This is a genomic window from Sulfuricurvum sp. (assembly GCF_019163035.1).
Lineage (GTDB): Bacteria > Campylobacterota > Campylobacteria > Campylobacterales > Sulfurimonadaceae > Sulfuricurvum.
This window is the reverse complement of sequence record NZ_JAFLKV010000132.1, coordinates 2,322-24,402: the sequence shown is the minus strand read 5'-3', so window position 1 is coordinate 24,402 and position 22,081 is coordinate 2,322. Positions and strand designations below refer to the sequence as shown.

Here is a 22,081-nt window from a genome sequence, read left to right as displayed (position 1 = left end):
GTTACGGGACGATCCAAATTCCCTTGTTCTATCGCCAACATAGCGGTCATGATTTTAGTCAGGCTAGCAGGTTTAACCTCTTTGAGAGCCTCTTTATCGTAGATAATTTCACTGGTTGTCAGTTTTTTGACGATTAGTGCTTCTACATTGAGTTTATCAAGCCCTTCTTTATTGACTTCGGCGTGTAAAGTGAGAGTAAGTAAAAGAGAAAAAAGTATAAAATATCGATATATCATAGTGATATGATACAATTATTTTTATTAACTTTCGATGTAATTATTTACGCGCTCGTATCGAGTACATTTCCCCCTAAAGAGGTGATTTTCTCATCAATTTTAGCTAAAGCTTTATCGAGTGTTTCATACGAGATATCAGGGAGTTTATCTCCCCACAGCTTTTCTGCTTCATTAAATCCGGTAATAATCCCCTCACGACCCGCTTTGAGTTTTTCGAGGTCATTACCACCGCCGCTTAATACAAAGTCTGATAGTCGTGACGATGTTTGGGAGACCCCGAAAAATCCCTCTTCACTGACTAATGCTTTTGCCTCATCAGGATTCATATCGGCAATCGGTTTGCCAGTGTATCCTATCGATTCAAAATCAATGGTGCCGAGGATATCTTTGACCTTGGCAATATTAAAGGGGGCACTTTGGGCTTGTAGATTGTTGGATGAATAGCTCTCAATTTGGAGAGAGTATTCGACGAGATACGCTTGAGAGAGAGTTTTCCCCGAAATCTCGCCACTTTTGATTTTTTCTTTAAAATCTTGTGCCTCTTTGTCATTTAATCCCAACGCACTTTGAGTGTAGGGATTGATCGATGTTCCGGTTCCGATTTGCATAAAATCTCCTTTAGAACTGTATATAGGAATATCGGCAAATTACGAATACCGTAAAGGATAAGTTTCAGTTTGTGATGGATAAAATTGTTTTATGTATCAAAAAGGAAACAATCTATGAAAAGAATAAATAGTGTTATGACAATAATTGCATTAATGGCTATTAGCAGCTTTGCAGATGATGTTCAAAATGGGGTAAATTTTTTTAAACAAAAAGAATATTCCAAAGCAGTTGGATCGTTTAAAAAAGCTTGTGAAAATAGTAATCCTGATGGATGTTATTATCTCTCAAGAGTCTATGCTGAGGGATTGGAAGTGAAAAAAGACATGCTCAAAGCTTCTAAACTTCTTGAACAATCTTGTAATGGAGGTAATGCTTATGGATGTGGTGATCTTGCCTATATGTACCTTAGTGGAGAAGATATTAAACAAGATAAGCTCAAAGCAACGGAGCTTTTTATAAAAGCATGTAATTGGGGTGATTCCGAGAGTTGTTCTACTGTCGGTGTCATGTATGCAAAAGGTGAGGGGATTGAGCAAAACGAATTTACAGCAAAAAATTTGTTTAAAAAAGGGTGTGAACTCAACAATGAATCCTCTTGTAAAAATTATACAATTTTGAGCGGAGAAACGATACTTCCTGAAAAAGTATGTTTAAATATGGAAAGAGTTAACAATTCGATGACGCCGGTTCAACTATCTAACTACGGTTATTATTGTATTGCAGAAAATAAATATGAGGATGCAGGTAAGCTTTTAATAACCAGTATGGCTTACGGTGCGTATGATAGACTTCGTGTGAAAGATAAAACAGCACATCAAGCCAGTGTGGTTTTACAGATGCAGTTGGGGTCAGCTCTTACAAAAGAGCAGCAGGAAGTTTTACAACAAACACTGAGTTCTATGATGCACGAAAAATCAACCTGTGAGTTGCTTGAGAAAGTCGGGAAACCTTCATATTTCCCATCTTATATGATCAATCATGGCTTGCATGCTCAAACCCCTCAGCCCATTGCCTCGGATTTTGATCCTGAGAATGGGTGGGATTTGACACTGAAGGATTACATTAAATGCAAAGCTCAATAATTTTTTTGATTACTCATACCGTAGTGCATCGATAGGGTTGAGTCGTGCCGCTTTACGGGCAGGAAAATAGCCAAATACGACTCCAACGAGGGTCGAAAATAAAAAGGCGATAATAACAATCGAGGTATTAAAGACCAGTGGAAGATCAAAAAAGAGGCTGATCCCGATACCAAAACCTAATCCTAAAACAACGCCGATCACCCCTCCTAGTGAGGATAATACGATGGCTTCGACCAAAAATTGAAGCAATACTTCACGCTCTAATGCTCCGATAGCGAGCCTTATCCCGATTTCACGGGTTCGCTCCGTAACCGAGACAAGCATGATGTTCATAATCCCTATCCCTCCAACGAGGAGGCTGATGGTAGCAACCGCACCGAGGAGGAGGGTGAGCATTTTGGTGGTAGAGGTGAGGGTTTGTACCATTTCACGCATATCTCGGACACTAAAGTCATCTTCTTCTGTGCTTTTGATACGGCGGCGTTCTTGGAAGAGGGCAGTGAGGGAGGATTTAACGTTTTCGATCACGGCAGGGGAAGCGGCGGAGATGAGAATCATCGAAATATCTTGGTTCCCGCTCACACGTCGCTGTAGCAGACGGATTGGGACGACGATGATATCATCTTGATCCATTCCGAACATCGAAGCACCTTTGGGTTTGAGAAGACCTACAACCTGACATGAAAAAGTTCCCAATCGGATCGATGCACCGATAGGATTTTGATCGCCGAAAAGCTCACGGCGTACCGTTTCACCGATGATACAGACCGCTTTCCCCCCTTGAAGCTCTGCGGGGGCAAACATCCGTCCCGATTCAAATACCCAATCTTTGACGGTGAAATAGTCGTTATCGCTTCCATCGATCGTGGTGGAGTAGTTTTTATTTCCAAAGACGGCTTGAACCCCTTTTGACCCTATCGGCGCGACGCCACGGATATCGGTGATTTCACGGTGGATGGCTTGGAGGTCATCGTGGTTAAATCGTTTGGCGGTGGTATCTTCGCTTCGAGGACCTTTGCGATCTTGTCCTGGGCGGAGGATCAGCATGTTGGTACCGAGTTTGGAGATGCTGTTAGAGACGTAGGCAGTGGTGGCATCACCGAGCATCACCATTGCGATAACGGATGCGACTCCGATCACAATCCCGAGGGTGGTAAGAATAGAGCGCATGGCACTACGACGAATCTCTCGAAGGGCTAAAATAAACGCATTCCAAATCATGGGTGAGCCTTATCGATCAACCCGTCGCGAAAATGGATGGTTCGTTTTGCGAATGCCGCCATATCAATTTCATGCGTTACCATGATGATCGTGATCCCTTTGTCTCGATTAAAAGATTGCAATAACTCCATCACTTCGATACTTTTGAGTGTGTCAAGATTTCCGGTCGGCTCATCCGCGAGGAGGATGAGAGGATCGGTAACGATGGCACGGGCAATGGCGACACGCTGTTGTTGTCCACCGGAGAGTTCCCCCGGAGTATGGTGGGCGACGTGTTCTAAGCCGACGCTTTTGAGGGCTTCGAGGGCTTTGGCTCTACGAGTCTCGGCATTCACACCGCGATAGAGCAGCGGTAGCTCTACATTTTCAACGGCGGAAGTTTTACCCAACAGATTGAACCCCTGAAAAATAAATCCGATGTAGTTGCGTCGCAGTAGGGCACGTTGATCACGGGTTAATGTCCCTACATTGATCCCTTCAAAAAGATATTCACCGTCGGTGGGCGTATCGAGACATCCTATGATATTCATTGCCGTCGATTTTCCCGATCCGCTGGGACCCATGATCGCGACAAACTCTCCGCGCATAATCGCTAAATCGATCCCGCGAAGGGCGTATGCGGTTGCTTCCCCCTCGCCGTATGATTTTGTGACAGTATCAAATGAAATGACAGCATCTTGCATCCTTACTTCTCTTCAATTCCGATGATGACGTTATCGTTGGCTTTCAGATTTGAGGTGAAAATAGCCGTGGAAATCCCGTCACTTTTACCCGCATTTACCTCGATTTTTACCGGTTTTTGATCGCGAAGTATCCAGAGTGATTTGCCGTTTGCATTCGTATTCTCTTGGGCTTTTTCCGTTTTGTCATCTTTATCTTTAGGGGGAGAAAATCGGAGTGCCGCATTGGGAACGGTGAGGGCATTACTCAATTTTCCTGTTATAATCTGCGCGGTTGCGGTCATTCCGGGACGGAGTTTCAAATCGGTGTTGGGGACTTCGACGACCGCATCATAGGTTACGACTCCATTTACCATTTGAGAGTTTAGTCGTAGTTGGGTAATAACCCCTTTGAATTGTTTATCAGGATAAGCATCGACGCTAAAGGTGACGTTTTGTTTCTCTTTAACTTCGCCGATATCGGCTTCATCGACACTGACTATCACTTTCATCATGTTCAGATTTTTTGCCATTTTAAATAAAACGGGCGTTTGCATCGAGGCGACAACCGTTTGCCCCGGTTCCACTTTTCGCTCCAATACAATCCCCTCTATAGGGGAGATAACCACTGCTTTTCGGAGGTTATCTTCTCCGGCTTCGAGTTCGGCTTTGGATTGCTGTGTTTGGGCGATGGCGGCGGCAACAACTGCTTTTGCCGAAAGAAGGGCGTTGTCGGCTTCATCTATCGCTTGTTTAGAGGGGTAGTTCCCTCCCGTAGAGGCGTACATCTTATGGAGACGTTCCCACTCGTTTTGAGCATTGGAGAGGGATGCTTTTGAGACGGAGACATTGGCTTGATACCGCATTAGGGCGGCTTTGGCACTGGTGACGTTGGTGGTGAGTCGCGTCGTATCGATGCGTGCCATTAGTTGACCTGTTTTGACATGGTCGTTGTAATCGACGAGGACATCGGTGATGGTTCCCGAAACCTCTATCCCGACATCGATGGTATTGGTCGGTTCTAAATTTCCGGTTGCCGAGACGGTGGTAGTGAGCTCTTTGATCTCTATGGGAGCGGTGAGGTAGTGTGTTTTTTCACTTTTACTCTCCTTTACCCAAAACCATGTCCCACCCGCCGTTAACGCAATCAGGAGGGTGATAATTAGATATTTTTTGAACGGTGACTTTTTCGGTGTGTTTAACCCCAGTGTATTGGCAATGCTTCCGGTAGACGAGCTCATAAAGTATCCTTTGATGTATGGAGGGCAAAATGGAGATTCGCCAGTTCCATCTGAATTTTAAGGGTATTGATTTTTAGATCGTACTCTTCGATGATTTTTGTATTTTTGAGAGTTTGCAGATCATAGCCCGTTTTACTACCTGCATTGACACCCGCTTGGGTAGCATTAATCAGTTCATCATAGAGTTTTAGATTCTCAGAGATAAGTTGCATGGTTTCACGATAGCTCTCGATCAGGGCGATGGATTGGGTATAATCGGCTTCAAGCTCGCGGTGTTTGTCGGCGATAGTGGCAGCTTCTTGCAGATAGGTTGCTTTAGCTTCTTGGGTAGCAGCCGAAGCGTTATAGGTAAAGGGGATCGTAAGTGAGACACCGCCGTTGTAATAGTTCCCGTTGTACTGGGTGGATGGCTCATTGGAATGGTAATTTTGGTAGCCGAGAGAACCGTTCACTGCAACCGAGGGGAGATAGTTGCTTTTGGTCACTTCATACCCATGTGATAAGGTTTTGGTTTGGGCATTAGCGTATCGAATATCCCACTGATTAGCGAGATATTTCTCTTTTTCCACCAACTCGAAGCGGGGGAGGGTAAACGTATCGGGATTGATATCGCTGAGCTTCATGATCTCTTGACGTTGGGTGATGAGGGTGTATTTGAGAGCGGCATTGGTTTTTAGTTCACTGCTTTTTTTCATGAGGGCATTATTGAGTTCGGTAATATCCGTTTTACCGCTCTCAAACTGCTGCCGTTTAATAAATATTTCGATTTCGTAGTTAGCGATTCTCTTGCTACTTTGTTCTACTTCATAATGCGATTTTTCATAGTTAAGAAGGGAATTAAAAAGATTGAGGTTGAGGTTGGCGATATTTTGTTGATGGAGAATGCTTTTAGCCTCTTTGGTCGCATCGGCATAGGCTATCTGATAGGTGATTCCACCGGAGCGGAAAATATCTTGAGAAAATGAAGCCGAAACACTTTCGACGTCACTATTTGTACCTATTGCACTTTTTGCATAACTATAGTTTCCGATGAGGTTGAGGGGTGAAATCCAGTTGTAGCGGAGTTTTTCATGCTCGGATTCATACTGAGATTGTTGTTGACGTAATATCTCTTGTTTTTCCCCAGACAGGAGAATATCATCACCACCGCTGAGGGTACTCATAAGAAGAAAAGGGAGTGTAGTCCAATATCGTTTTTTCATATCACCATAGTATTCCTTTTTCGGTAACAAAAAAGTAAATTATGTCAATGAAATTATAATAGGGACAAAAAAGTTAGTAAAGGAAAAAAATTATCCTTTAAGTGAAATATCTCTATGATTGACAAAATTGTTCGAAAAGGAAAATCATGAAAATTTTTGTCGCCCTAATTAGTGCCGCATTATCGCTTCTAGCGATTGAGCCTATCGTAACCTCACAATGGCTTAATGAACATAAAAACGATGTGAACCTCCGCATCATCGAAGTATCAGAAGGAGATTTATTCGGATTAGAGCATATCCCTAATGCCGCTCATACCTCTATTGGAAAATGGCGATTTGATAACGGTACATTCCTCTCCATCCGCAATGTTGCGGAGATCGAAAAAGAGATTTCTTCACTTGGAATCGATGAGAAAACCGACGTTGTCCTCTACGCTCCGATCAATGAGGCTAAAGACGTATTAAAAACATCGTATATCTACTGGGCACTTAACTATCACGGGATCAAAAACGTTGCATTGCTAGACGGTGGATTAAAAGCATGGAAAAACGGTAAACTCGAATTGAGCCAAGCCGAACCTATCATCAAACCGACCGCATTTAAAGCCTTGATCGATAAAAATAAGATTGCCGATATCGGCTATGTCCAAAGCAAGCTCGGCAAACTCCCGATGATCGACGCACGTCCATCAGATATGTATTTAGGTGTCACTTCGACACCGACCGTAAAACGCAGCGGTCATATACGTGGCGGCATGAGCTACTCATGGAACTATTCGGTCGATAAAGAATATAACCTCAAACCCAAAGCGATGTTGGAATCGGTATTTAAAGAGGGGTACGGATTGGATAAAAACAAAGAGGTTTTGGTCTATTGTACGGGCGGTTTAGAGACCTCGTTTAATTACTTCGTACTCAGCGGCGTACTCGGATATAAAAATGTCCGTTTGTACGATGCATCGATGAAAGAGTGGGGAAACCGTGAAGATACCCCGATGACACAATACCGCTATGAGATGTTTAAAAAGTAAATTCTACTTTTTTAAAGCGATAGGGTTGCAGAGATATTTTTTATCTTTGGCAACCCGTGCACATTTTTCACAGATAAACTTCGGTTTTTTGACAATCTTGATGATTTTTTTGAAATCGGTCGTCAATTCACTTTTTTTTAGTTTGCAAAGTTCTTTCATGATAATTTCCTTTCCCCGATGGGGGAAAACAGTAGAGAATATTTAGAGGATATGTTCCCGTTTAAAATACTCACGTCCCACTTTACATAACGGACACGCTACGGGAGCTTTTTTCCCTCGGTGGATATGTCCGCATACCTCACATACCCAAATTTCCTCTTCCTCGCTTTGGAAAAATCCATCCGCAATCAGTGCTTCTTTGAGGGCGGCGTATTCTCGTTCGTGTTCTACTTCGACTTTACCGATGGCGTTAAAAAGGCGTGCGAGATCTTTATGTCCTTCTGCCGTTGCGATTTCAGCAAAGCTTGGGTACATCACCGTGTGTTCATAGTTCTCTCCACTCATAGCCGTATCGAGATTTGCCATCGTTGCATCAACTTCACAACCGTGAATAAGTTTATGATACGCTTTATACTCGGCACGGGCATGGTACATCTCGTTAAATGCCGCTTCACGAAAATGGCGCTCAACCGCATGCCACCCTTCATCACGGGCGATATCGGCAAACAATTCGTATTTGTTTCGCGCCATACTCTCACCGCCGAATGCTTTCATCAGGTTTACTGCTGTGAGGCTTTCTGTGGTCATTTCCATCTCTTTGCCGCAACAGACGAGAGTTCCACCCCCGACATTTTGGACTTCGACTTCGTTTCCGCAGGTGTTACAGTGATAAGTTTCGTATTGACGCATAAAAACTCCTATGAATTGGTGTGTAGCAAATCATAGCAGAAAAAGGGGAAACGAAAAAAGAGAATTAAATGATACTATTTATCAATATCATAAAACTTTAAGGGTAAGAGAGATAGTATTTTGATATAAATTATCAATAAAGGATTTTGCCATGTCAGTACTTGTTATCGGTGGAGATAAAATCACCCGCCTTCAATCTCTTTTACTCTCTTTAGGGGCTACAAAAACTCACCACTGGGATAGCCGCCGTAACTCAACGTCTCATAAACAGCTTCCTCAAGAGACTGATATGATCATCATGATGACCGATTTTTTAAAGCACAATTCGATGGATCATTTTAAACGCCAAGCGAAAAAATGCGATATCCCTTTTATTTGTGTTAAGGGTATGAGCGGATGCAGTGAGTGTCAGATTACCCAGATGGTAGAGGGGATTCGACTAAATAAATGTAGTGTCCCATGTCAAGGTGGATGTAAATAAAACTATTTTTAAATGCGAGCCAATGCTTTTTAGCTATTAGCCAGCAAAATCATTTTTAGGAGCCTACTATGCTTAAACCCAACATTCTCCAACTTCTCAACGAACAAATTGCCCTCGAAGATTATTCTGCCAATTTGTATCTTGCTATGAGCTCATGGTGTGGACATCAAAAACTGAGCGGATCGGCCAAATTCCTCGAAGCACATAGCGATGATGAACATTCGCATATGCGTAAACTTTTCACTTATGTCAATGAAACAGGTGCTATGGCGCGTATAGGTGCATTAGAGGAACCTCCGTGTGAATTTACTTCTATCAAAGACGTATTTGAAAAAACGTTTGAGCATGAAAAATTCATTACGCAAAAAATCAATACCCTTGTTGAGGCTTGTTTGGCAGAAAAAGATTATTCGACGTTTAATTTCTTGCAATGGTATGTTGCCGAGCAACACGAAGAGGAGCACTTGTTCCGTTCGATCCTCGATTTGATGGATATCACCGGTTTGGACGGTCGCGGGTTGTATCTCGTGGACAAAGAGATCGGGAAAATGTCTCAAATGGCGTAATGCTATTTTTCGGGGTTTTCCCGAAAATAGTTATTCTCTACAAAGGAAAAACATGCAATCAAATGATAAAAATATAATAGATGATACTTATATCCATCGTCTCTTGCTAAAAGGGTGCGCGTGTTAAAAGATGACCGTGTAATCGCTTCGTCATCTTCATCACAGTATAATGGCATTGTTATAAAATCTGAAGAGCTGTTTATAAACGATCACGCAGTCCGTATCGTTCACGGCAATGAAATTTATATCTTGAGAATTACTAAAGCTAACAAGCTGATTCTTACCAAATAATCGGTGCGTTTGCACCGACTCTCCAAGGAAAATCGTGATTACCCGTCCCCTTATACTACTCACCTGTACCCTTTCACTCGGCTGTGCCGAAGAGATCCTTCAGCTTGATAAAATATCGGTAGAAGAGAGCTATAGTGTCATCGAAGAGCGTAAAGATAACTCCATAGCAAAACGTATCATCAAAGGTGAAGAGTTGAGCCAATACGGTGATATGAATGCGCTAGAGATGCTCAAACGTACCCCCGGAGTGACGATCAGTGATGGCAAAGGAAAAAAAGGCTCTCCCGGCAAGGGATATACGAAAGTATTGATTGACGGAGAAGAGGTATCTTCGACCAAACGGGGGAACCCGTTGGAACAGATCAACCCCGATATGATCGAACGCGTCGAGGTGATGACCAACGGTTCTGCCGAATATAGTGCCGAATCGATGGGGGGGATCGTTAATATCGTTTTGAAAAAACCCGCTTCTGAGGGGAAAACGATAGCTAAACTCACCGCAGGCGCCTATAGCGGTGAACCGCTGAGCTCAGTGTTCGCACAGCGAGAGGGAAAAAGCGGAAAACTCTCCTACCTCTTCAATACGACTCTTTCTGATAATTCCCAAGATGATACGTCGTCCAGTCATACCAATGCGTACGATGAAAATACCGATACCGATGGACGCTACCGATCCCTCAGTTTGAACACGAAATTCATCTATACCCCCTCATCGAGCGACAAATATATGTTTGACGGGGCTCTCAATCGGAGTGACTACAGTAAAAACAGTCTCAAAAACCGATACGGCGGTGTAAACCAGAGAATTGAGCAAAACGATGAGGGAGATGCCCTGATGCTGTGGAGCAAGCTTTCAGGCACCCATAATCTCTCAGGAAGAGAGCTTGTTGAATGGAAGATCAAATACCATGAAAACGATTCAGACGGGATTACTCGCAGTGATGATGGGACAACGAGACATGTACAGCATGATGAGGGATCTTTCCGTGTCCTCGGAGTTGAGGGGAGTTACTCATTGGCGTTGGATGAGCATTTTATCAAAACAGGAGCGGAGATCAAACGTCTGCATCAGCGTGATGATGTCATCAACTATACGGGCAGTAGTGTGAGTTCGGAGGATCATCAGCGTCTTCGTGAAGACAAAGGTGCGTGGTATGTTCAAGATGAAATCACCCTCGGGGATAAAACGGTTGTTACTCCGGGGATTCGTTTTGAGCGTTCCCTTCGACAATTTGATCAGACGGTCAATATCGGTTATGTTGCCCCTTCATTGCATGCCCTTTATAAACTGAGTGAAAACGATAACCTCCGTGCGAGTATCGCTAAAACGGTGAAATTGCCTCGCTTGGATGAACTTTCCGGCTCATTGGACAGTTCACTCGATCAAAATGATCTAAATCACCCCGATGTCACCGGAAACCCAAACCTCAAAGAGGAGAGGGCGCTTAGTTACGAGGTGCGTTATGAACACTTTTTTGAGGATAAAGGGATTGTGAGTATCGGCGGATTTTATCGCAATATCAGTGACAAGATCGAAAAAATGACCACCTTTGAAGCAGGGCGATACGTACAACGCCCTTATAACTCTGGAGTGGGAAAATTGTGGAGTTTGGAATTGGAACTCAAAAAATCGCTTGATTCGTATGTGAGCGGTTTGGGGATTTTTGGAAATACGACGTTTCAAGACTCATCACTGGTTAGTAACGGGGTGAAACGTACCATAAAAGGAACCAACGATTACCTCTACAATATCGGGATCGATCATACCCTCAAGGAGTACCGTTTAACCTACGGTGCGGCGTATCGGTATGTCAGCGGATACGATGACCCTATCGATGAAAACGGTGTATCTGAGTCGCAAGCGGGGTATGGAATGCTCGATCTTTATGCGACCAAACGGCTAAGCCCGACCTATAAACTGGGGTTAAATCTCAAAAATATTACCCAAGAATCGATTGTAACCACGACAAAAGGGTATAGTGATACCCAAATTGATCGTGAGAATTCTCACTTCCATTTTCTTGTTACGATTGACGGGCGTTGGTAATTGACGAATAAACAAAATAATATTTAAACTTAAAGCGTCAATTTAGGGGTGATTCATTAACCGTATGTAGGCTAAGATGGTTACTATTCTTAGACTACATTATGAGGAGATACTTATGAAAGACAATGAACCGACACTTGAATCGATTGAAGACTATGATACGTTGAAGGGTTCCAAGAAACGAACCGTATGGACGGTTATTGTTATAGGGTTATTCATCGGAATTATTTTGGTCGCTACAAAGAGTTATTACAGCAGTGACAATGATTCTATCCCTGTAGAAGATGCGATTGGCAAAGTACCCGTAAAATAATGGTAAAATTCCCCTTTTTAAATCAAGGAATTTTATGATTGCAACGATTATCGGTGTTTATACCCTCGTTATTTTTATCCGCCTCTATGTGAGCGTGATGCAGATCGGCTATATCAATCAAATCAAGCGCAAAGGTGCTGTTTTGATGGGAGAGAAGGAGTATTTGGATGCGGCGAATTATGCCGTAGCCAAAGAAAAACTCGGCATGGTTGAAACGTTTGTCGAGTATGGGCTCTTTTTGATGTGGATGGGGGGGATGATGGGATGGCTTGATTCCTCATTAGCCGCCCAAAGTCCGACAACTCAGATGATCGGTGCGGTGATGGGGTTGCTGTTGATTAACGGCTTGGTCACATTGCCGTTTGGCTGGATCTCCAAATTCAAAATCGATGCGCAGTACGGGTTTAATCGCTCATCCACGGCACAGTTTATCAAAGATACACTCATCAGTACCCTCTTGATGCTCGTGATCGGGAGTTTGATTGTTTGGGTTATCGGTATGATCATTAGTTCGAGCACGTTATGGTGGTTGTGGAGCTTTGCTTTCATATTTGCCGTTGTGATCGCGATCAATATGTTTTTTCCGACCATTCGTGCCCTCTTTTTTGACAAAGTGACCCCCTTAGAAAACGGCGATTTACGCGAAAAAATCGAAGAATTGATGGCTAAAACAGGGTTTGTAAGCAGCGGAGTGTTTGTGAGCGATGCGAGCAAACGTGATGCCCGTTTGAACGCTTATTTCGGCGGTTTGGGTAAAACCAAACGGGTCGTGTTGTTTGATACCCTTATCCAAAAGCTCTCTCCGAACGAACTGATTGCGGTATTGGGGCATGAACTTGGGCACTATGCTCACGGTGATCTCTATAAAAACATCGCGATGGTGGGGGTGATGCTTTTTGGGATGTTTGCACTGTTTGGGAATCTTCCCGAAACCCTTTATATGGAGCTTGGGGTGGCACAATCTCCGCAGATCGTTATGATGCTTTTTATCCTTCTCCTTCCGATTGTCAGTTTTATCATGATGCCTTTGATGGGGATGATGAGCCGTCATAACGAGTATGAAGCAGATCGACGCGGTGCGGAACTCGGCGGTGCAGAGTATTTGGTTAATGCCTTGAAAAAACTGGTGGCTGAAAATAAGAGTTTCCCTCTCTCACATCCGCTTTATCGCTTTTTCCATACCACCCACCCTCCGGTTGTGGATCGACTCCGTGCCTTGGGGTACGATATTCATATCCATGCGGATGAGGGATACGCCGATCCATGTCCAAACGATTAAAAGAACTGCACGAAGCGATTAGCGAGTGCTTACGCTCCGTCGTCGAATCTCCGCGCCGTGAAGCGGAGCTCCTCCTAATGGCCTATCTGGGGAAAGATCAGCTCTACTTTATCACCCATCAAGACGAACTCATCGATGAGAACGATCCGAGATTGTGTGAGTGGGTCGATAAGCGCTCCGCGAATGTTCCCCTCGAATACCTCACTAACCGTGTCAGCTTTTACTCCAAAGAGTTTTACATCGATGAGGGGGCGTTAATTCCCCGACCCGAGACGGAACATTTGATTGATGAGATATATGCTCGTTACAAAAGTGATGAAGCTATTACGATTGTTGAAGTCGGGGTAGGGAGTGGAATCATCTCGATACTATTGGCGCGCTATTTTACGAAAGCCCGTTTTATTGCCGTTGACATTTCTCCCAGAGCGTTAGCGGTGGCACGCCGTAACATTGAGGCGTTTGGACTGTGTGATCGGATTGAACTTCGTGAGGGGGATTTACTCTCGTGTGTGAGTGAGTCGATCGATCTTTTGGTCTCGAATCCCCCCTATATCGCCCACGATGCACCGTTAGAGTCCAATCTCTCGTATGAGCCGCAAAATGCCCTTTTCGGGGGTGAAATCGGTGATGAGATCATACGCCGTTTGTTGGATGAAGTGTATGCGCGTCATATCCCGATGTTTGTGTGTGAAATGGGGTACGATCAACGCATCAAAGTGCAGGAATATCTAAAACCATTTTCGGTACAATCGTTGGAATTTTATAAAGATTTAGCCTCGTTTGATCGGGGATTTGTATTAAAGGCTCTCCATGAATAAAAAGATTGTTATTGATATTGTTTATCTCTTATTAATCGCCATGACTGCAGGTGCCGTTTTGGTGTTAGGTGTGTTTGTCGCCGCTGTCGTATTTCACTCAGAAATCTATCTCACCTTACCGTTATTGTCTCGCTATGAAGAGGGGAAAATCATGGGGGAGATATTTCGTCGTTTTACCTATTGGGTGTACTTTATGAGTGTGGTTATCGCAGTGTATGAAGTCTCACGCTACAAAGTGATGCAGATTGATAAGATTTCTATTTTAAGTGCCTTAGGTTCTCTGGGAACATTGTTGCTATTTAGTGCGGTTTATACCCCGAAAATTTTAGAGTATCAAGCGCGCGGTGAAGCGGCGATTGATGGATCGTTTGAGGCATTACACAAAGCAAGCGAAATCGATTTTAAAATATTGTTAGTGATGTTATTAGTTCTTTTTTCGCGTAGAACTTATCTATTGGCGGTAAAAAAATGATCCGATTTGAGAACATAACGAAACGTTTCGGCAAACGCGAGATTCTCAAAGGGGTCACTCTTGAGATTGAAAAAGGTAAAACCACGGTAATCTTCGGAGTATCAGGGGGCGGTAAATCGACGATCATTAAGCACATGGTTGGGTTACTCAAACCCGATAGCGGAACGATCACCTATAAGGGCTCCCGTATTGATAATGTTGATGACGCAACATTGCAGGAGATACGGAAAAAAATAGGATTTCTCTTTCAAAGCGGTGCCCTTTTTGACAGCATGAACATTCGCGATAACGTTGCATTCCCGATGGTTGAACATCAAAAATTGACCCTCAAAGAACTCGATTATAAAATCGATGAAAAACTGACAATGGTTGGGCTTGATCCTAAAATTGTAAAATCTCTTTACCCCGAAGAGCTGAGTGGCGGGATGCGTAAACGGGTAGGGCTTGCTCGTACCCTTGCCCTCGAACCGGAAGTTATTTTGTACGATGAGCCGACATCGGGACTTGACCCTGTCACCAGTGACTTTATCACTCAAATGATTTGCAGATTACGTGATGAGATCGGGATGACCTCGGTACTCATCAGTCATGATATCGCCGAGAGTTTTAAAGCGGGAGATAATTATGCAATGCTATTTGATGGTGTAATTGTCGAAGCCGGAGATAAAGAGTCGTTTCGTAATTCAACCAATGCCGTGGTACAACAGTTTATCCACGCACGCTCCGAGGGACCGATAGCGTTTCATTAATCTCTGCCGTCATTCCGTGCCGCGACACGGAATCTATGTTCTTGCCTTTTTTTATTCCCCTCAAAGATTATCTTTTACAAATTAACAGATTTGGTGTTTATTTAGTAAATATCAAGCTCTTATATATATAATGTTTGTTGAATAAATAGTTAGATTACAAAAGGATATGTTTTGGGGAAAGGCACTTTAAGAAATAAAGTTTGTTCATGTGGAAGTGGAAAAAAGTTTAAAAACTGTCATGAAAAGAAAGAAAGCCAAGAAAAAATCAAGCTTTATGAGATTGAGAATGATATGCGTGAGACATATAGTCATCAAACTTGTATGGTAGCGGATGAACTTAAGTGTGATTGTACAAAAAAAATTATCAAAGCTCATACGGTTTCAAAAAGTAGTAATTTAAAACAAATAGCTGAAAATGGGCATGTGTATGGTTTTAAAAAGAGTATTATGGCATTAGATTCTAATGATGGCAAATTTCCTGTAGAAAAAATAGGTATTAATAAAGCGTCAGTTTTTAATGGTTTTTGCAGTAAACATGATAAAGAGCTATTTGCTATTATAGAAGATAAGGAAATAGTATTTTCAAATGAACAAATATTTATTCTAGCATATAGAGCAATTTCAAGGGAACTTTATTTGAAATATCGATCGACTGAAAATAATCAAAATATGTTTGATTATGACAAAGGGGTTAAAAATGTTTTATTGCAAAAAATGTTTCATGATATGGTAAAACAATTTTCAGAAGGAATAAATTTAGCGGTAAGAGATTTAGAAATTATAAAAAATAATTATGATAATTCACTAATAAATCAAGATTATGAAAACATTAAATATTATATAATTATTATTGATAGTATTCCTGAGGTTATGAGTAGTGGATGTTGGATTCCAGAAGTCACTTTCAATGGTGAAAAGTTAGTTGATTTTAATGATAAGAATAAGCAGTTTAATTCAATAACAGTTTCAACAATTGCACTTAAAGAAAATGCGGGAGCTATTGTCTTTTCATGGGATGATAGAATTCCTTGCCCTGAATGTTTCCAGTTCCTTAAAAGTTTAAATGAAATTCCAGATAATAATAAGGGAAATGCTATTTTAAAATGGATGTTAGAATGTAATGAAAATATATATTTTTCACCTAAATGGTGGGATAGCTTGGATAAAAAAATACAAGAATTGTTAGTAGATGATATGAGCAATATTATGAAGTTGCAATTAGACTTAACTAATTATCATAAATATGAAGGATGTGTTAATTGGAAGATATTGGAAATTAAAACTAATCTAGTTTTATGAAAATCTAACAAAACCTTGCGTCGAACCTAATCAGTCGGTTAAGTCAAAAATACGGTCTGGCGTTAAGTGTTAAATAAAAAAATGCTGGAATAGGTGTGCATTGTCAAGCACGGTATGACAAAGCGGTTCATTAACCTTTTAGAGGGGAAGACCGTACTTTAGACGTGATGTATCCGGTGATGACATAATGGTGGATATACGCTCTAAAATGGCATTCACCCGCACCAAATATTCAGATAATATAGTACTATACTTATCGGCACCTGTACTATTAACTTCTAACTCTCCTAATATATCCATAAGTGAACGGATAAAATCGCGATGCTTCAAACAGTTTTTGCATACGGCAGTATTTGAACACATTCCTGAATTCATCGTAAAATAAGCCTCTTCCGTCGCAATACTGAGCTTGGTAAAATAATCGCTCTTTGATCCATCGGGGAAACTAAGGAGGACTTGGATTTCGCGAAACTGAGCTTGAGCCTTTTTGATTATATTTTCCACTGTTTTATCCTATGAATATAAATTTAATTATTATAACTCAAAAATGTAAAAATGCAATGAAAAAATATTATTTTATATGTATAAGTATTTATAATAAATAGGGTGTAAGGAGCGGTTATAGCGAGTGAACAGGAGATTATCTCCCCCCAAATTTCTTCGTCCACCACTCCTGAGGCGTGAGTGTTTTTTCTCGTAAATGATCTTCATCAAAATTAAATTCGTATTGGGAACAGTATTCTAGTAAGGTTGCGTAGGCTTCATTGATTTGAGTACTCATGGCGTGAGCCGTAGCCGTATCATCAGGATGTTTATCGGGGTGCCATTGTTGCATCATGTTTTTGTAGCGGATTTTGATGTCGGAGAGGGTAGCTTTGTCGCTCAGACCAAGGAGCGTTTTGGCCTTTATGAGCGTGTCAGAGGAGAGCATGGAAAGAGGGGTTAGTCTCTTTGTTGACGCATGAATGTCGGTACGTCTAAGAAGTCTTCGGTATAGTCACCGTTGGCAACCATAGCAGGGCGAACCACAACACGAGGTTTAGCAATGCTAGCGGCTGCGGCAACTGTCTCTTTGTTTTCGAATTCAGAGTTATTGATCCCTAGAGAGGCTTTTTTCTCAAAACCGGTAGCGACAAGGGTAATACGGATGAAATCTTTTGCTAATGACTCATCGGTAGTGGTACCGAAGATAACATCCGCTGATTCGTCCACACTATTATGGACAACATCCATAGCCGCAGAGAGTTCCATAAACGGAAAATCAGGGTGCATACTGAAGTGTACCAATACACCGAGAGCACCGTTAACTGACATGTTATCAAGCAACGGTGATTCGATAGCATTTTTGATCGCTTCGTAGGCTGCATTTTCCCCTTTGTATTCGCCAACACCCATGAGAGCCAAACCACGGTGGCTCATAACAGTTTGTAAGTCGGCGAAGTCAAGGTTGATGTCGTTGTCGCCACTGGCGAGGATAACACCCGATGTTCCGCTAACAGCGCGAGCAAGTACGCTGTCAACGATTTTAAAGCTCTCTTTGATTCCGAGTTTCGGATCGATGATCGAGAGGAGTTTATCGTTCGGGATAACAACGATACAATCGGATTCGTTTTTCAACTCTTGAAGACCGTCTTCAGCAAGTTTGAGACGTTTTTTACCTTCAAATGAGAATGGTTTAGTCACAACCGCGATGGTCAATGCGCCGACATCTTTAGCACATTTAGCGATGATTGGAGCTGCACCTGTACCGGTTCCGCCGCCAAGACCTGCCGCTACGAAAACGATATCCGCACCTTGCAATGCACGTGTTAAATCTTCATAGCTTTCAATAGCAGACTCTTTGCCTACTTCAGGTTTCATCCCTGCACCCAACCCTTTGGTGAGTTTCGCACCGAGTTGGATTTTGGTTGCGGCTGAGCCTTGTTCCAATACTTGAGCATCGGTATTAGCGATGATGAGTTCAATACCGGGGATTTGCTCTTTGAGCATATATCCGATCATATTACCGCCGCCGCCGCCGACACCGACTGCTACGATACGTGCTCCGGTTAGTGTTGTTGATTCTTCAATTGAAAATGGTTCCATGCTTGCTCCTTGACGTGATTAAAATAGTTGAGTTGCCCAATTCCAAAACTTGGAAATCGGGTTTGGTTGATCGCTTTGGACTGACTTATTGGAGCCAATATTGACCATTTTTGCAGTTTCCGCAATTTTCTCTTCCTTTACCGGAGGCGTTGGTGCCATCGGTGTAGGAATAGGGGTAATCGGTGCTGCGATTGGGTCTAATTTCGGTGCTTCTTCGCTGAGTGATCCTGCGTGAGCGGCAGAGTCTTCACTCGCATGGCGCATACGACGGTTGACATCGATTTCGTATGGAGTGTAACCATCCGCCATATATTTGATCAATCCGACAGCACCTGAGTACGAAGGATCTCTTAGGGTATCAAAAAGTCCGCCGACATCGGTCGGTTTTGCAAGACGAACCGGCATGTTGTCTAAAATAGCAACCGCGAGTTCGCGTAACCCTTCGATTTTGGTAAATCCACCGGTGAGGACAACACCTGCACCCATGTGTTCTTTAAGACCGCTTTTTTCAATCGACTGAGCGATAATCATCAAGGTCTCTTCGACACGTGCGTAAATAACGTTATGAACCACTTCGAGAGAGACTTCATGGCTTGATGTTTCATCCCCGATAACCGGAAGCTCGATCAGATCATTACTCGGTGCGTAGAGTGAACCGTAGGTGATTTTAACATTATCCGCCGTGTGAAGCGGGGTGTGCAATGCCATAGAGAGGTCATTGGTGATGTGATTGGAACCGACTCCTAAAAAGTCGTTATAACGGATAGCATGACCGGAGTGGATAACAATGTTACTGGTATTTCCACCCATATCGACAACGGCGGCTCCGAGCTCTTTTTCATCCGCATTGAGAACAGCGATAGCCGAAGCATAACCGCTTAAAACGACGCTTTCAACATCAACACCTGCCGCTTTAACCGCTTTGCGAAGATTGTTGAGATTGCTTTTTTGGGTCGTGATGATATGTGTTTCTACTTCAAGACGAGCGGCATTCATCCCCAATGGATCTTCAATAAAATCTTGATCGTCAACTTTGAAGTTGTACGGGAGGGCATGGAGGACTTCAAACTCATTCGGGATATTGGCGTTATACAAAGAGGTGTGCATAACACGTTGAATCTCGTTGAGGGTAATCTCTTTGTTCGGGATATTAACGATACCGCTGGAGTTTAAACTTTTAGTGTACGCACCGGAGATGGTGACGATAGCACTGCGAAGTTCTGTACCGGCGACCCGCTTGGCATCATTGAGCGCACTTTTGATCGATTTGGATGCAAGCTCAATATTGGTGATGCTCCCTTTGCGAAGCCCTTGTGCTTTTGAGATACCGGCTCCGATTATTTGTGCGTTGTTGTCATCATCGATTTCCGCGATGAGTGCACAAACTTTGGTTGAGCCGATATCAATGGCTAAAACGGTTCGTTTCAAATTCAAATCCCCTCTACATAGATTTCAACTGGGTACTTGCTCTCAAGTGCTTTAATCAGCCCTTGATCCAACAAGCTCCCTTTGAGCTTCAGCACGGCATTTCCATCCGCTAATGTTTTATCTTGAAGCAACTTTTGTTCCAAAACGTTATACATAATAACATTTCCGCTCTCTAATGTGATAAAACCTTGTTTTTGTTTGGATGCAAACAATTTAGTCAAAAACTCTGACCCCTCAGGTGCGCTTAAACCGGCTATTTTAGAGCTGTCTTTGCGTGTTATAAAATCAGAAGATGTACCACTGAATGTTTTATAACTGTTTTGCGCTAACTCTTGAAGTTTGGTTTTTTTGGCTTCAGACATATAAAGAGCGATAACATTGGTTTTAGCCTCTTCATACGTTTTGGTACGTTCTGGATTCATTTTATCAAGTTTGATAATGACGTATTCATTGCTGACTTTACGTGGCTTGAGGAACGGTTTTTGATCGTTAAGGGTCGCAATTTCTTTGGTAAGCTCAGGGTCAAAAGGAGAAGCTTCCGCCGTAACGGTTGCTTTTTGGGCAGTCATTCCCGATTTGAGCGATCCCTTTTTGTAATCGATGTAGAGACGGAGTGCTTCTTTTTCGGTTGCTTTTTCATTTAAGGCAGTGACAATCATCGGCTGTGCATCGTTCAAACTCAACACTTTCCCTGTCGCGTCTTTGAGCATTTGTTTGTTCATATCATAATAGTCACCGATCTCTTTTGCAGAAGGGGTAGAGGTGATTGGTTTTTGGGTCACATAGCTCACGTCATAGCTTGGAGAGGTTTTAAATTTTTGTTGGTTCTTTTCCCAAAGTGCTTTGAGCTCGGTTTCAGTCGGGGTGAGTGAAATCATACTTGGGGTGAGAATTTTATAGTTGATCTTATCGGCTACTCCGAGTGCATTTGCAATCGCGTTTTCTTCAATCGCTTTATTCCCTGAGGCTAAAAGATAGAGCGTTTTTTGGATCAACAACTCTTTTTTCATCGACTCTTCATACTCTTTAATGCTTAGATGATTTTGTTTTAATGTTTCGGCGTACGCGGCTTTATTAAATGTACCCTCTTTGGCAAAAGCCGGTTGCGATTTGATGACGTTCCATAACTCTTCATCGGTAATGACCATCCCATAGCTTTTTGAGAGATTGAGCACTAATGCTTGATTGACGAGTTGACGAAGTGCTTGGCGTTGAAGGCCGAACTGCTTTGCTTGTTTCTCGTCAAATTTCCCTTGGAAAAGTTGATTGTATTGGTTAAAAAGGTTAGAGTAGCTTTTTTGCAATTCAGCTGAAGTGATCGAAATACTTCCTACTTTGGCAACGGCTCCCGCTTTGTCTCCATAGTTATATTGTCCCCATCCGACGAATCCGGCTCCGATAAAAGCGATGGTAGATATCCAGATTGTGATGACCAAGTATTTTCGGTGACGCTGCATCCAAGTAATCATATTAAACGATCCTGTTGTAAAATTCAGATATTCTATTCACTTTAGCATTAAACTTGGATGAAAATAGGTCACGACTAACAGATGTTATCATAAAATAATGCAAATTTAGAGGTTTTTCATGAATAATTTAGAGATAGCGTCGAGAGATTTGAATGTTTTGTGGCACCCGTGCACCCAAATGAAAGATCATGAGACGATCCCCCTTATCCCCATTGCCAAAGCCGAAGGGGTATATTTGGAAGATTTTGAGGGGAATCGGACGATTGATGCGATCAGCAGTTGGTGGGTCAATCTTTTCGGGCATTGCAACCCCTATATCAACCAAAAGATCAAAGAGCAATTAGAGACACTGGAACATGTTATTTTGGCGGGATTCACCCACGAGGGGATCGTGAGACTTTCCGAGCGGTTAGTGGCACTTGCACCACAGGGGCTAACACGCTGTTTTTATGCCGATAACGGCTCCAGTGCGATAGAAGTGGCACTGAAAATGTCGTATCACTCACACAAAAATAGCGGAAAAGAGAAGGGGCTGTTTGTCTCTTTGAGTGAGAGTTATCACGGTGAAACACTGGGGGCGCTTTCGGTGGGAGATGTGGCACTCTATAAAGAGACCTATGAGCCGCTTTTGATCCGATCTATCCAAACTCCCTC

The 22,081-nt window shown here is 42.7% G+C and carries 26 protein-coding genes; 13 read left to right on the top strand and 13 right to left on the bottom strand.

From position 1 onward, the window contains the following. Together JZU62_RS09655 and JZU62_RS09650 are read right to left on the bottom strand one after the other, a co-directional pair. Positions 1-236, bottom strand: a 236-nt coding sequence (locus tag JZU62_RS09655) for a D-alanyl-D-alanine carboxypeptidase (RefSeq protein WP_295014264.1), incomplete at its 3' end; no start/stop codon positions are given. Positions 237-280: 44 nt separating this feature from the next. Beyond that, entirely contained in the window at positions 281-844 is a 564-nt protein-coding gene (locus JZU62_RS09650) for a hydrogenase-4 component G (protein WP_295014262.1), read from the bottom strand. A gap of 114 nt (positions 845-958) precedes the next feature. Between JZU62_RS09650 and JZU62_RS09645 the strand changes: the two genes are divergently transcribed. After that, positions 959-1,927 (top strand): tetratricopeptide repeat protein, encoded by a 969-nt coding sequence (locus JZU62_RS09645; protein ID WP_295014260.1) that lies wholly within the window; start codon positions 959-961, stop codon positions 1,925-1,927. Between the two features lie 9 nt (positions 1,928-1,936). On the opposite strand, the gene JZU62_RS09640 is transcribed toward JZU62_RS09645, so the two are convergent. Genes JZU62_RS09640 through JZU62_RS09625 form a run of 4 tightly spaced genes read right to left on the bottom strand, consistent with a single transcriptional unit; the run spans position 1,937 to position 6,250 of the window. Further along, the gene (locus JZU62_RS09640; protein WP_295014258.1) at positions 1,937-3,148 is read right to left on the bottom strand and encodes an ABC transporter permease; all 1,212 of its coding nucleotides are present in this window, start codon (positions 3,146-3,148) and stop codon (positions 1,937-1,939) included. After that, positions 3,145-3,831: an ABC transporter ATP-binding protein gene (locus tag JZU62_RS09635; protein WP_295014256.1), complete on the bottom strand. Its 687-nt coding sequence runs from the start codon at positions 3,829-3,831 to the stop codon at positions 3,145-3,147. Before JZU62_RS09635 ends, JZU62_RS09640 begins: the two co-directional genes overlap by 4 nt. A 2-nt stretch (positions 3,832-3,833) precedes the next feature. Beyond that, entirely contained in the window at positions 3,834-5,048 is a 1,215-nt protein-coding gene (locus JZU62_RS09630; RefSeq protein WP_295014254.1) for an efflux RND transporter periplasmic adaptor subunit, read from the bottom strand. Beyond that, positions 5,045-6,250 (bottom strand): TolC family protein, encoded by a 1,206-nt coding sequence (locus tag JZU62_RS09625; protein WP_295014252.1) that lies wholly within the window; start codon positions 6,248-6,250, stop codon positions 5,045-5,047. The genes JZU62_RS09630 and JZU62_RS09625 overlap by 4 nt, the downstream gene beginning before the upstream one ends. Positions 6,251-6,396: 146 nt before the next feature. Here JZU62_RS09625 and JZU62_RS09620 point away from each other — a divergent pair, with 146 nt between their 5' ends. Further along, positions 6,397-7,281, top strand: coding sequence for a rhodanese-like domain-containing protein (locus tag JZU62_RS09620; protein ID WP_295014250.1), 885 nt, complete (start codon positions 6,397-6,399; stop codon positions 7,279-7,281). A 3-nt stretch (positions 7,282-7,284) separates the two neighbouring features. Here the strand turns inward: JZU62_RS09620 and JZU62_RS09615 are convergent, their stop codons facing one another. Both JZU62_RS09615 and JZU62_RS09610 read right to left on the bottom strand, forming a co-directional pair. Then, entirely contained in the window at positions 7,285-7,440 is a 156-nt protein-coding gene (locus JZU62_RS09615) for a hypothetical protein (RefSeq protein ID WP_295014248.1), read from the bottom strand. Between the two features lie 42 nt (positions 7,441-7,482). Next, positions 7,483-8,130, bottom strand: coding sequence for a ferritin family protein (locus tag JZU62_RS09610; RefSeq protein ID WP_295014246.1), 648 nt, complete (start codon positions 8,128-8,130; stop codon positions 7,483-7,485). Positions 8,131-8,281: 151 nt separating this feature from the next. On the opposite strand from JZU62_RS09610, the gene JZU62_RS09605 reads away from it, so the two are divergent. From JZU62_RS09605 to JZU62_RS09565, 10 genes are all read left to right on the top strand, one after another. Beyond that, positions 8,282-8,611: a DUF2325 domain-containing protein gene (locus JZU62_RS09605; RefSeq protein ID WP_295014244.1), complete on the top strand. Its 330-nt coding sequence runs from the start codon at positions 8,282-8,284 to the stop codon at positions 8,609-8,611. Positions 8,612-8,679: 68 nt separating this feature from the next. Further along, positions 8,680-9,177: a non-heme ferritin gene (gene ftnA, locus JZU62_RS09600; RefSeq protein ID WP_295014242.1), complete on the top strand. Its 498-nt coding sequence runs from the start codon at positions 8,680-8,682 to the stop codon at positions 9,175-9,177. A 114-nt stretch (positions 9,178-9,291) separates the two neighbouring features. Beyond that, positions 9,292-9,468, top strand: coding sequence for a hemin uptake protein HemP (locus JZU62_RS11015; RefSeq protein WP_365956729.1), 177 nt, complete (start codon positions 9,292-9,294; stop codon positions 9,466-9,468). 34 nt (positions 9,469-9,502) lie between these two features. After that, positions 9,503-11,515, top strand: a complete 2,013-nt coding sequence (locus JZU62_RS09595; RefSeq protein ID WP_295014240.1) for a TonB-dependent receptor — start codon at positions 9,503-9,505, stop codon at positions 11,513-11,515. A gap of 115 nt (positions 11,516-11,630) precedes the next feature. Beyond that, a complete protein-coding gene (locus tag JZU62_RS09590) occupies positions 11,631-11,828 on the top strand; it encodes a hypothetical protein (RefSeq protein WP_295014238.1) in 198 nt (65 codons plus the stop codon). A 34-nt stretch (positions 11,829-11,862) separates the two neighbouring features. Further along, complete coding sequence (locus tag JZU62_RS09585) at positions 11,863-13,107, top strand: M48 family metallopeptidase (RefSeq protein WP_295014236.1); 1,245 nt, start codon at positions 11,863-11,865, stop codon at positions 13,105-13,107. Further along, a complete protein-coding gene (gene prmC, locus JZU62_RS09580) occupies positions 13,092-13,925 on the top strand; it encodes a peptide chain release factor N(5)-glutamine methyltransferase (RefSeq protein WP_295014234.1) in 834 nt (277 codons plus the stop codon). Before JZU62_RS09585 ends, prmC begins: the two co-directional genes overlap by 16 nt. Further along, positions 13,918-14,397 (top strand): DUF4149 domain-containing protein, encoded by a 480-nt coding sequence (locus tag JZU62_RS09575; RefSeq protein WP_295014232.1) that lies wholly within the window; start codon positions 13,918-13,920, stop codon positions 14,395-14,397. The genes prmC and JZU62_RS09575 overlap by 8 nt, the downstream gene beginning before the upstream one ends. Beyond that, positions 14,394-15,146, top strand: a complete 753-nt coding sequence (locus tag JZU62_RS09570; protein WP_295014231.1) for an ATP-binding cassette domain-containing protein — start codon at positions 14,394-14,396, stop codon at positions 15,144-15,146. The genes JZU62_RS09575 and JZU62_RS09570 overlap by 4 nt, the downstream gene beginning before the upstream one ends. A 171-nt stretch (positions 15,147-15,317) precedes the next feature. Further along, positions 15,318-16,445, top strand: coding sequence for an SEC-C metal-binding domain-containing protein (locus JZU62_RS09565; RefSeq protein WP_295014229.1), 1,128 nt, complete (start codon positions 15,318-15,320; stop codon positions 16,443-16,445). 138 nt (positions 16,446-16,583) lie between these two features. Here JZU62_RS09565 and JZU62_RS09560 read toward each other — a convergent pair whose 3' ends face one another. The 5 genes from JZU62_RS09560 to JZU62_RS09540 form a co-directional block, all read right to left on the bottom strand. Further along, positions 16,584-16,949 carry a hypothetical protein gene (locus tag JZU62_RS09560; RefSeq protein ID WP_295014227.1) on the bottom strand — a complete coding sequence of 122 codons (366 nt, stop codon included), beginning with the start codon at positions 16,947-16,949 and terminating at the stop codon, positions 16,584-16,586. Positions 16,950-17,085: 136 nt separating this feature from the next. Next, positions 17,086-17,376 (bottom strand): J domain-containing protein, encoded by a 291-nt coding sequence (locus JZU62_RS09555; RefSeq protein WP_295014225.1) that lies wholly within the window; start codon positions 17,374-17,376, stop codon positions 17,086-17,088. A gap of 11 nt (positions 17,377-17,387) precedes the next feature. Further along, entirely contained in the window at positions 17,388-18,530 is a 1,143-nt protein-coding gene (gene ftsZ, locus JZU62_RS09550; protein ID WP_295014223.1) for a cell division protein FtsZ, read from the bottom strand. An 18-nt stretch (positions 18,531-18,548) separates the two neighbouring features. Next, the gene (ftsA, locus tag JZU62_RS09545) at positions 18,549-19,958 is read right to left on the bottom strand and encodes a cell division protein FtsA (RefSeq protein WP_295014221.1); all 1,410 of its coding nucleotides are present in this window, start codon (positions 19,956-19,958) and stop codon (positions 18,549-18,551) included. A gap of 2 nt (positions 19,959-19,960) precedes the next feature. After that, a complete protein-coding gene (locus JZU62_RS09540; protein WP_295014218.1) occupies positions 19,961-21,427 on the bottom strand; it encodes a peptidylprolyl isomerase in 1,467 nt (488 codons plus the stop codon). A gap of 118 nt (positions 21,428-21,545) precedes the next feature. Between JZU62_RS09540 and JZU62_RS09535 the strand changes: the two genes are divergently transcribed. Then, on the top strand, positions 21,546-22,081 hold a 536-nt coding region (locus JZU62_RS09535), incomplete at its 3' end, for an aminotransferase class III-fold pyridoxal phosphate-dependent enzyme (RefSeq protein WP_295014216.1).

What these genes read in the sequence shown, in the direction of transcription:
- JZU62_RS09650 (WP_295014262.1), bottom strand. Translation starts at nt 844, where the DNA reads ATGCAAATCGGAACCGGAACATCGATCAATCCCTACACTCAAAGTGCG.
- JZU62_RS09645 (WP_295014260.1), top strand. Translation starts at nt 959, where the DNA reads ATGAAAAGAATAAATAGTGTTATGACAATAATTGCATTAATGGCTATT.
- JZU62_RS09640 (WP_295014258.1), bottom strand. Translation starts at nt 3,148, where the DNA reads ATGATTTGGAATGCGTTTATTTTAGCCCTTCGAGAGATTCGTCGTAGT.
- JZU62_RS09635 (WP_295014256.1), bottom strand. Translation starts at nt 3,831, where the DNA reads ATGCAAGATGCTGTCATTTCATTTGATACTGTCACAAAATCATACGGC.
- JZU62_RS09630 (WP_295014254.1), bottom strand. Translation starts at nt 5,048, where the DNA reads ATGAGCTCGTCTACCGGAAGCATTGCCAATACACTGGGGTTAAACACA.
- JZU62_RS09625 (WP_295014252.1), bottom strand. Translation starts at nt 6,250, where the DNA reads ATGAAAAAACGATATTGGACTACACTCCCTTTTCTTCTTATGAGTACC.
- JZU62_RS09620 (WP_295014250.1), top strand. Translation starts at nt 6,397, where the DNA reads ATGAAAATTTTTGTCGCCCTAATTAGTGCCGCATTATCGCTTCTAGCG.
- JZU62_RS09615 (WP_295014248.1), bottom strand. Translation starts at nt 7,440, where the DNA reads ATGAAAGAACTTTGCAAACTAAAAAAAAGTGAATTGACGACCGATTTC.
- JZU62_RS09610 (WP_295014246.1), bottom strand. Translation starts at nt 8,130, where the DNA reads ATGCGTCAATACGAAACTTATCACTGTAACACCTGCGGAAACGAAGTC.
- JZU62_RS09605 (WP_295014244.1), top strand. Translation starts at nt 8,282, where the DNA reads ATGTCAGTACTTGTTATCGGTGGAGATAAAATCACCCGCCTTCAATCT.
- ftnA (WP_295014242.1), top strand. Translation starts at nt 8,680, where the DNA reads ATGCTTAAACCCAACATTCTCCAACTTCTCAACGAACAAATTGCCCTC.
- JZU62_RS09590 (WP_295014238.1), top strand. Translation starts at nt 11,631, where the DNA reads ATGAAAGACAATGAACCGACACTTGAATCGATTGAAGACTATGATACG.
- JZU62_RS09585 (WP_295014236.1), top strand. Translation starts at nt 11,863, where the DNA reads ATGATTGCAACGATTATCGGTGTTTATACCCTCGTTATTTTTATCCGC.
- prmC (WP_295014234.1), top strand. Translation starts at nt 13,092, where the DNA reads ATGTCCAAACGATTAAAAGAACTGCACGAAGCGATTAGCGAGTGCTTA.
- JZU62_RS09575 (WP_295014232.1), top strand. Translation starts at nt 13,918, where the DNA reads ATGAATAAAAAGATTGTTATTGATATTGTTTATCTCTTATTAATCGCC.
- JZU62_RS09570 (WP_295014231.1), top strand. Translation starts at nt 14,394, where the DNA reads ATGATCCGATTTGAGAACATAACGAAACGTTTCGGCAAACGCGAGATT.
- JZU62_RS09555 (WP_295014225.1), bottom strand. Translation starts at nt 17,376, where the DNA reads ATGCTCTCCTCTGACACGCTCATAAAGGCCAAAACGCTCCTTGGTCTG.
- ftsZ (WP_295014223.1), bottom strand. Translation starts at nt 18,530, where the DNA reads ATGGAACCATTTTCAATTGAAGAATCAACAACACTAACCGGAGCACGT.
- JZU62_RS09540 (WP_295014218.1), bottom strand. Translation starts at nt 21,427, where the DNA reads ATGATTACTTGGATGCAGCGTCACCGAAAATACTTGGTCATCACAATC.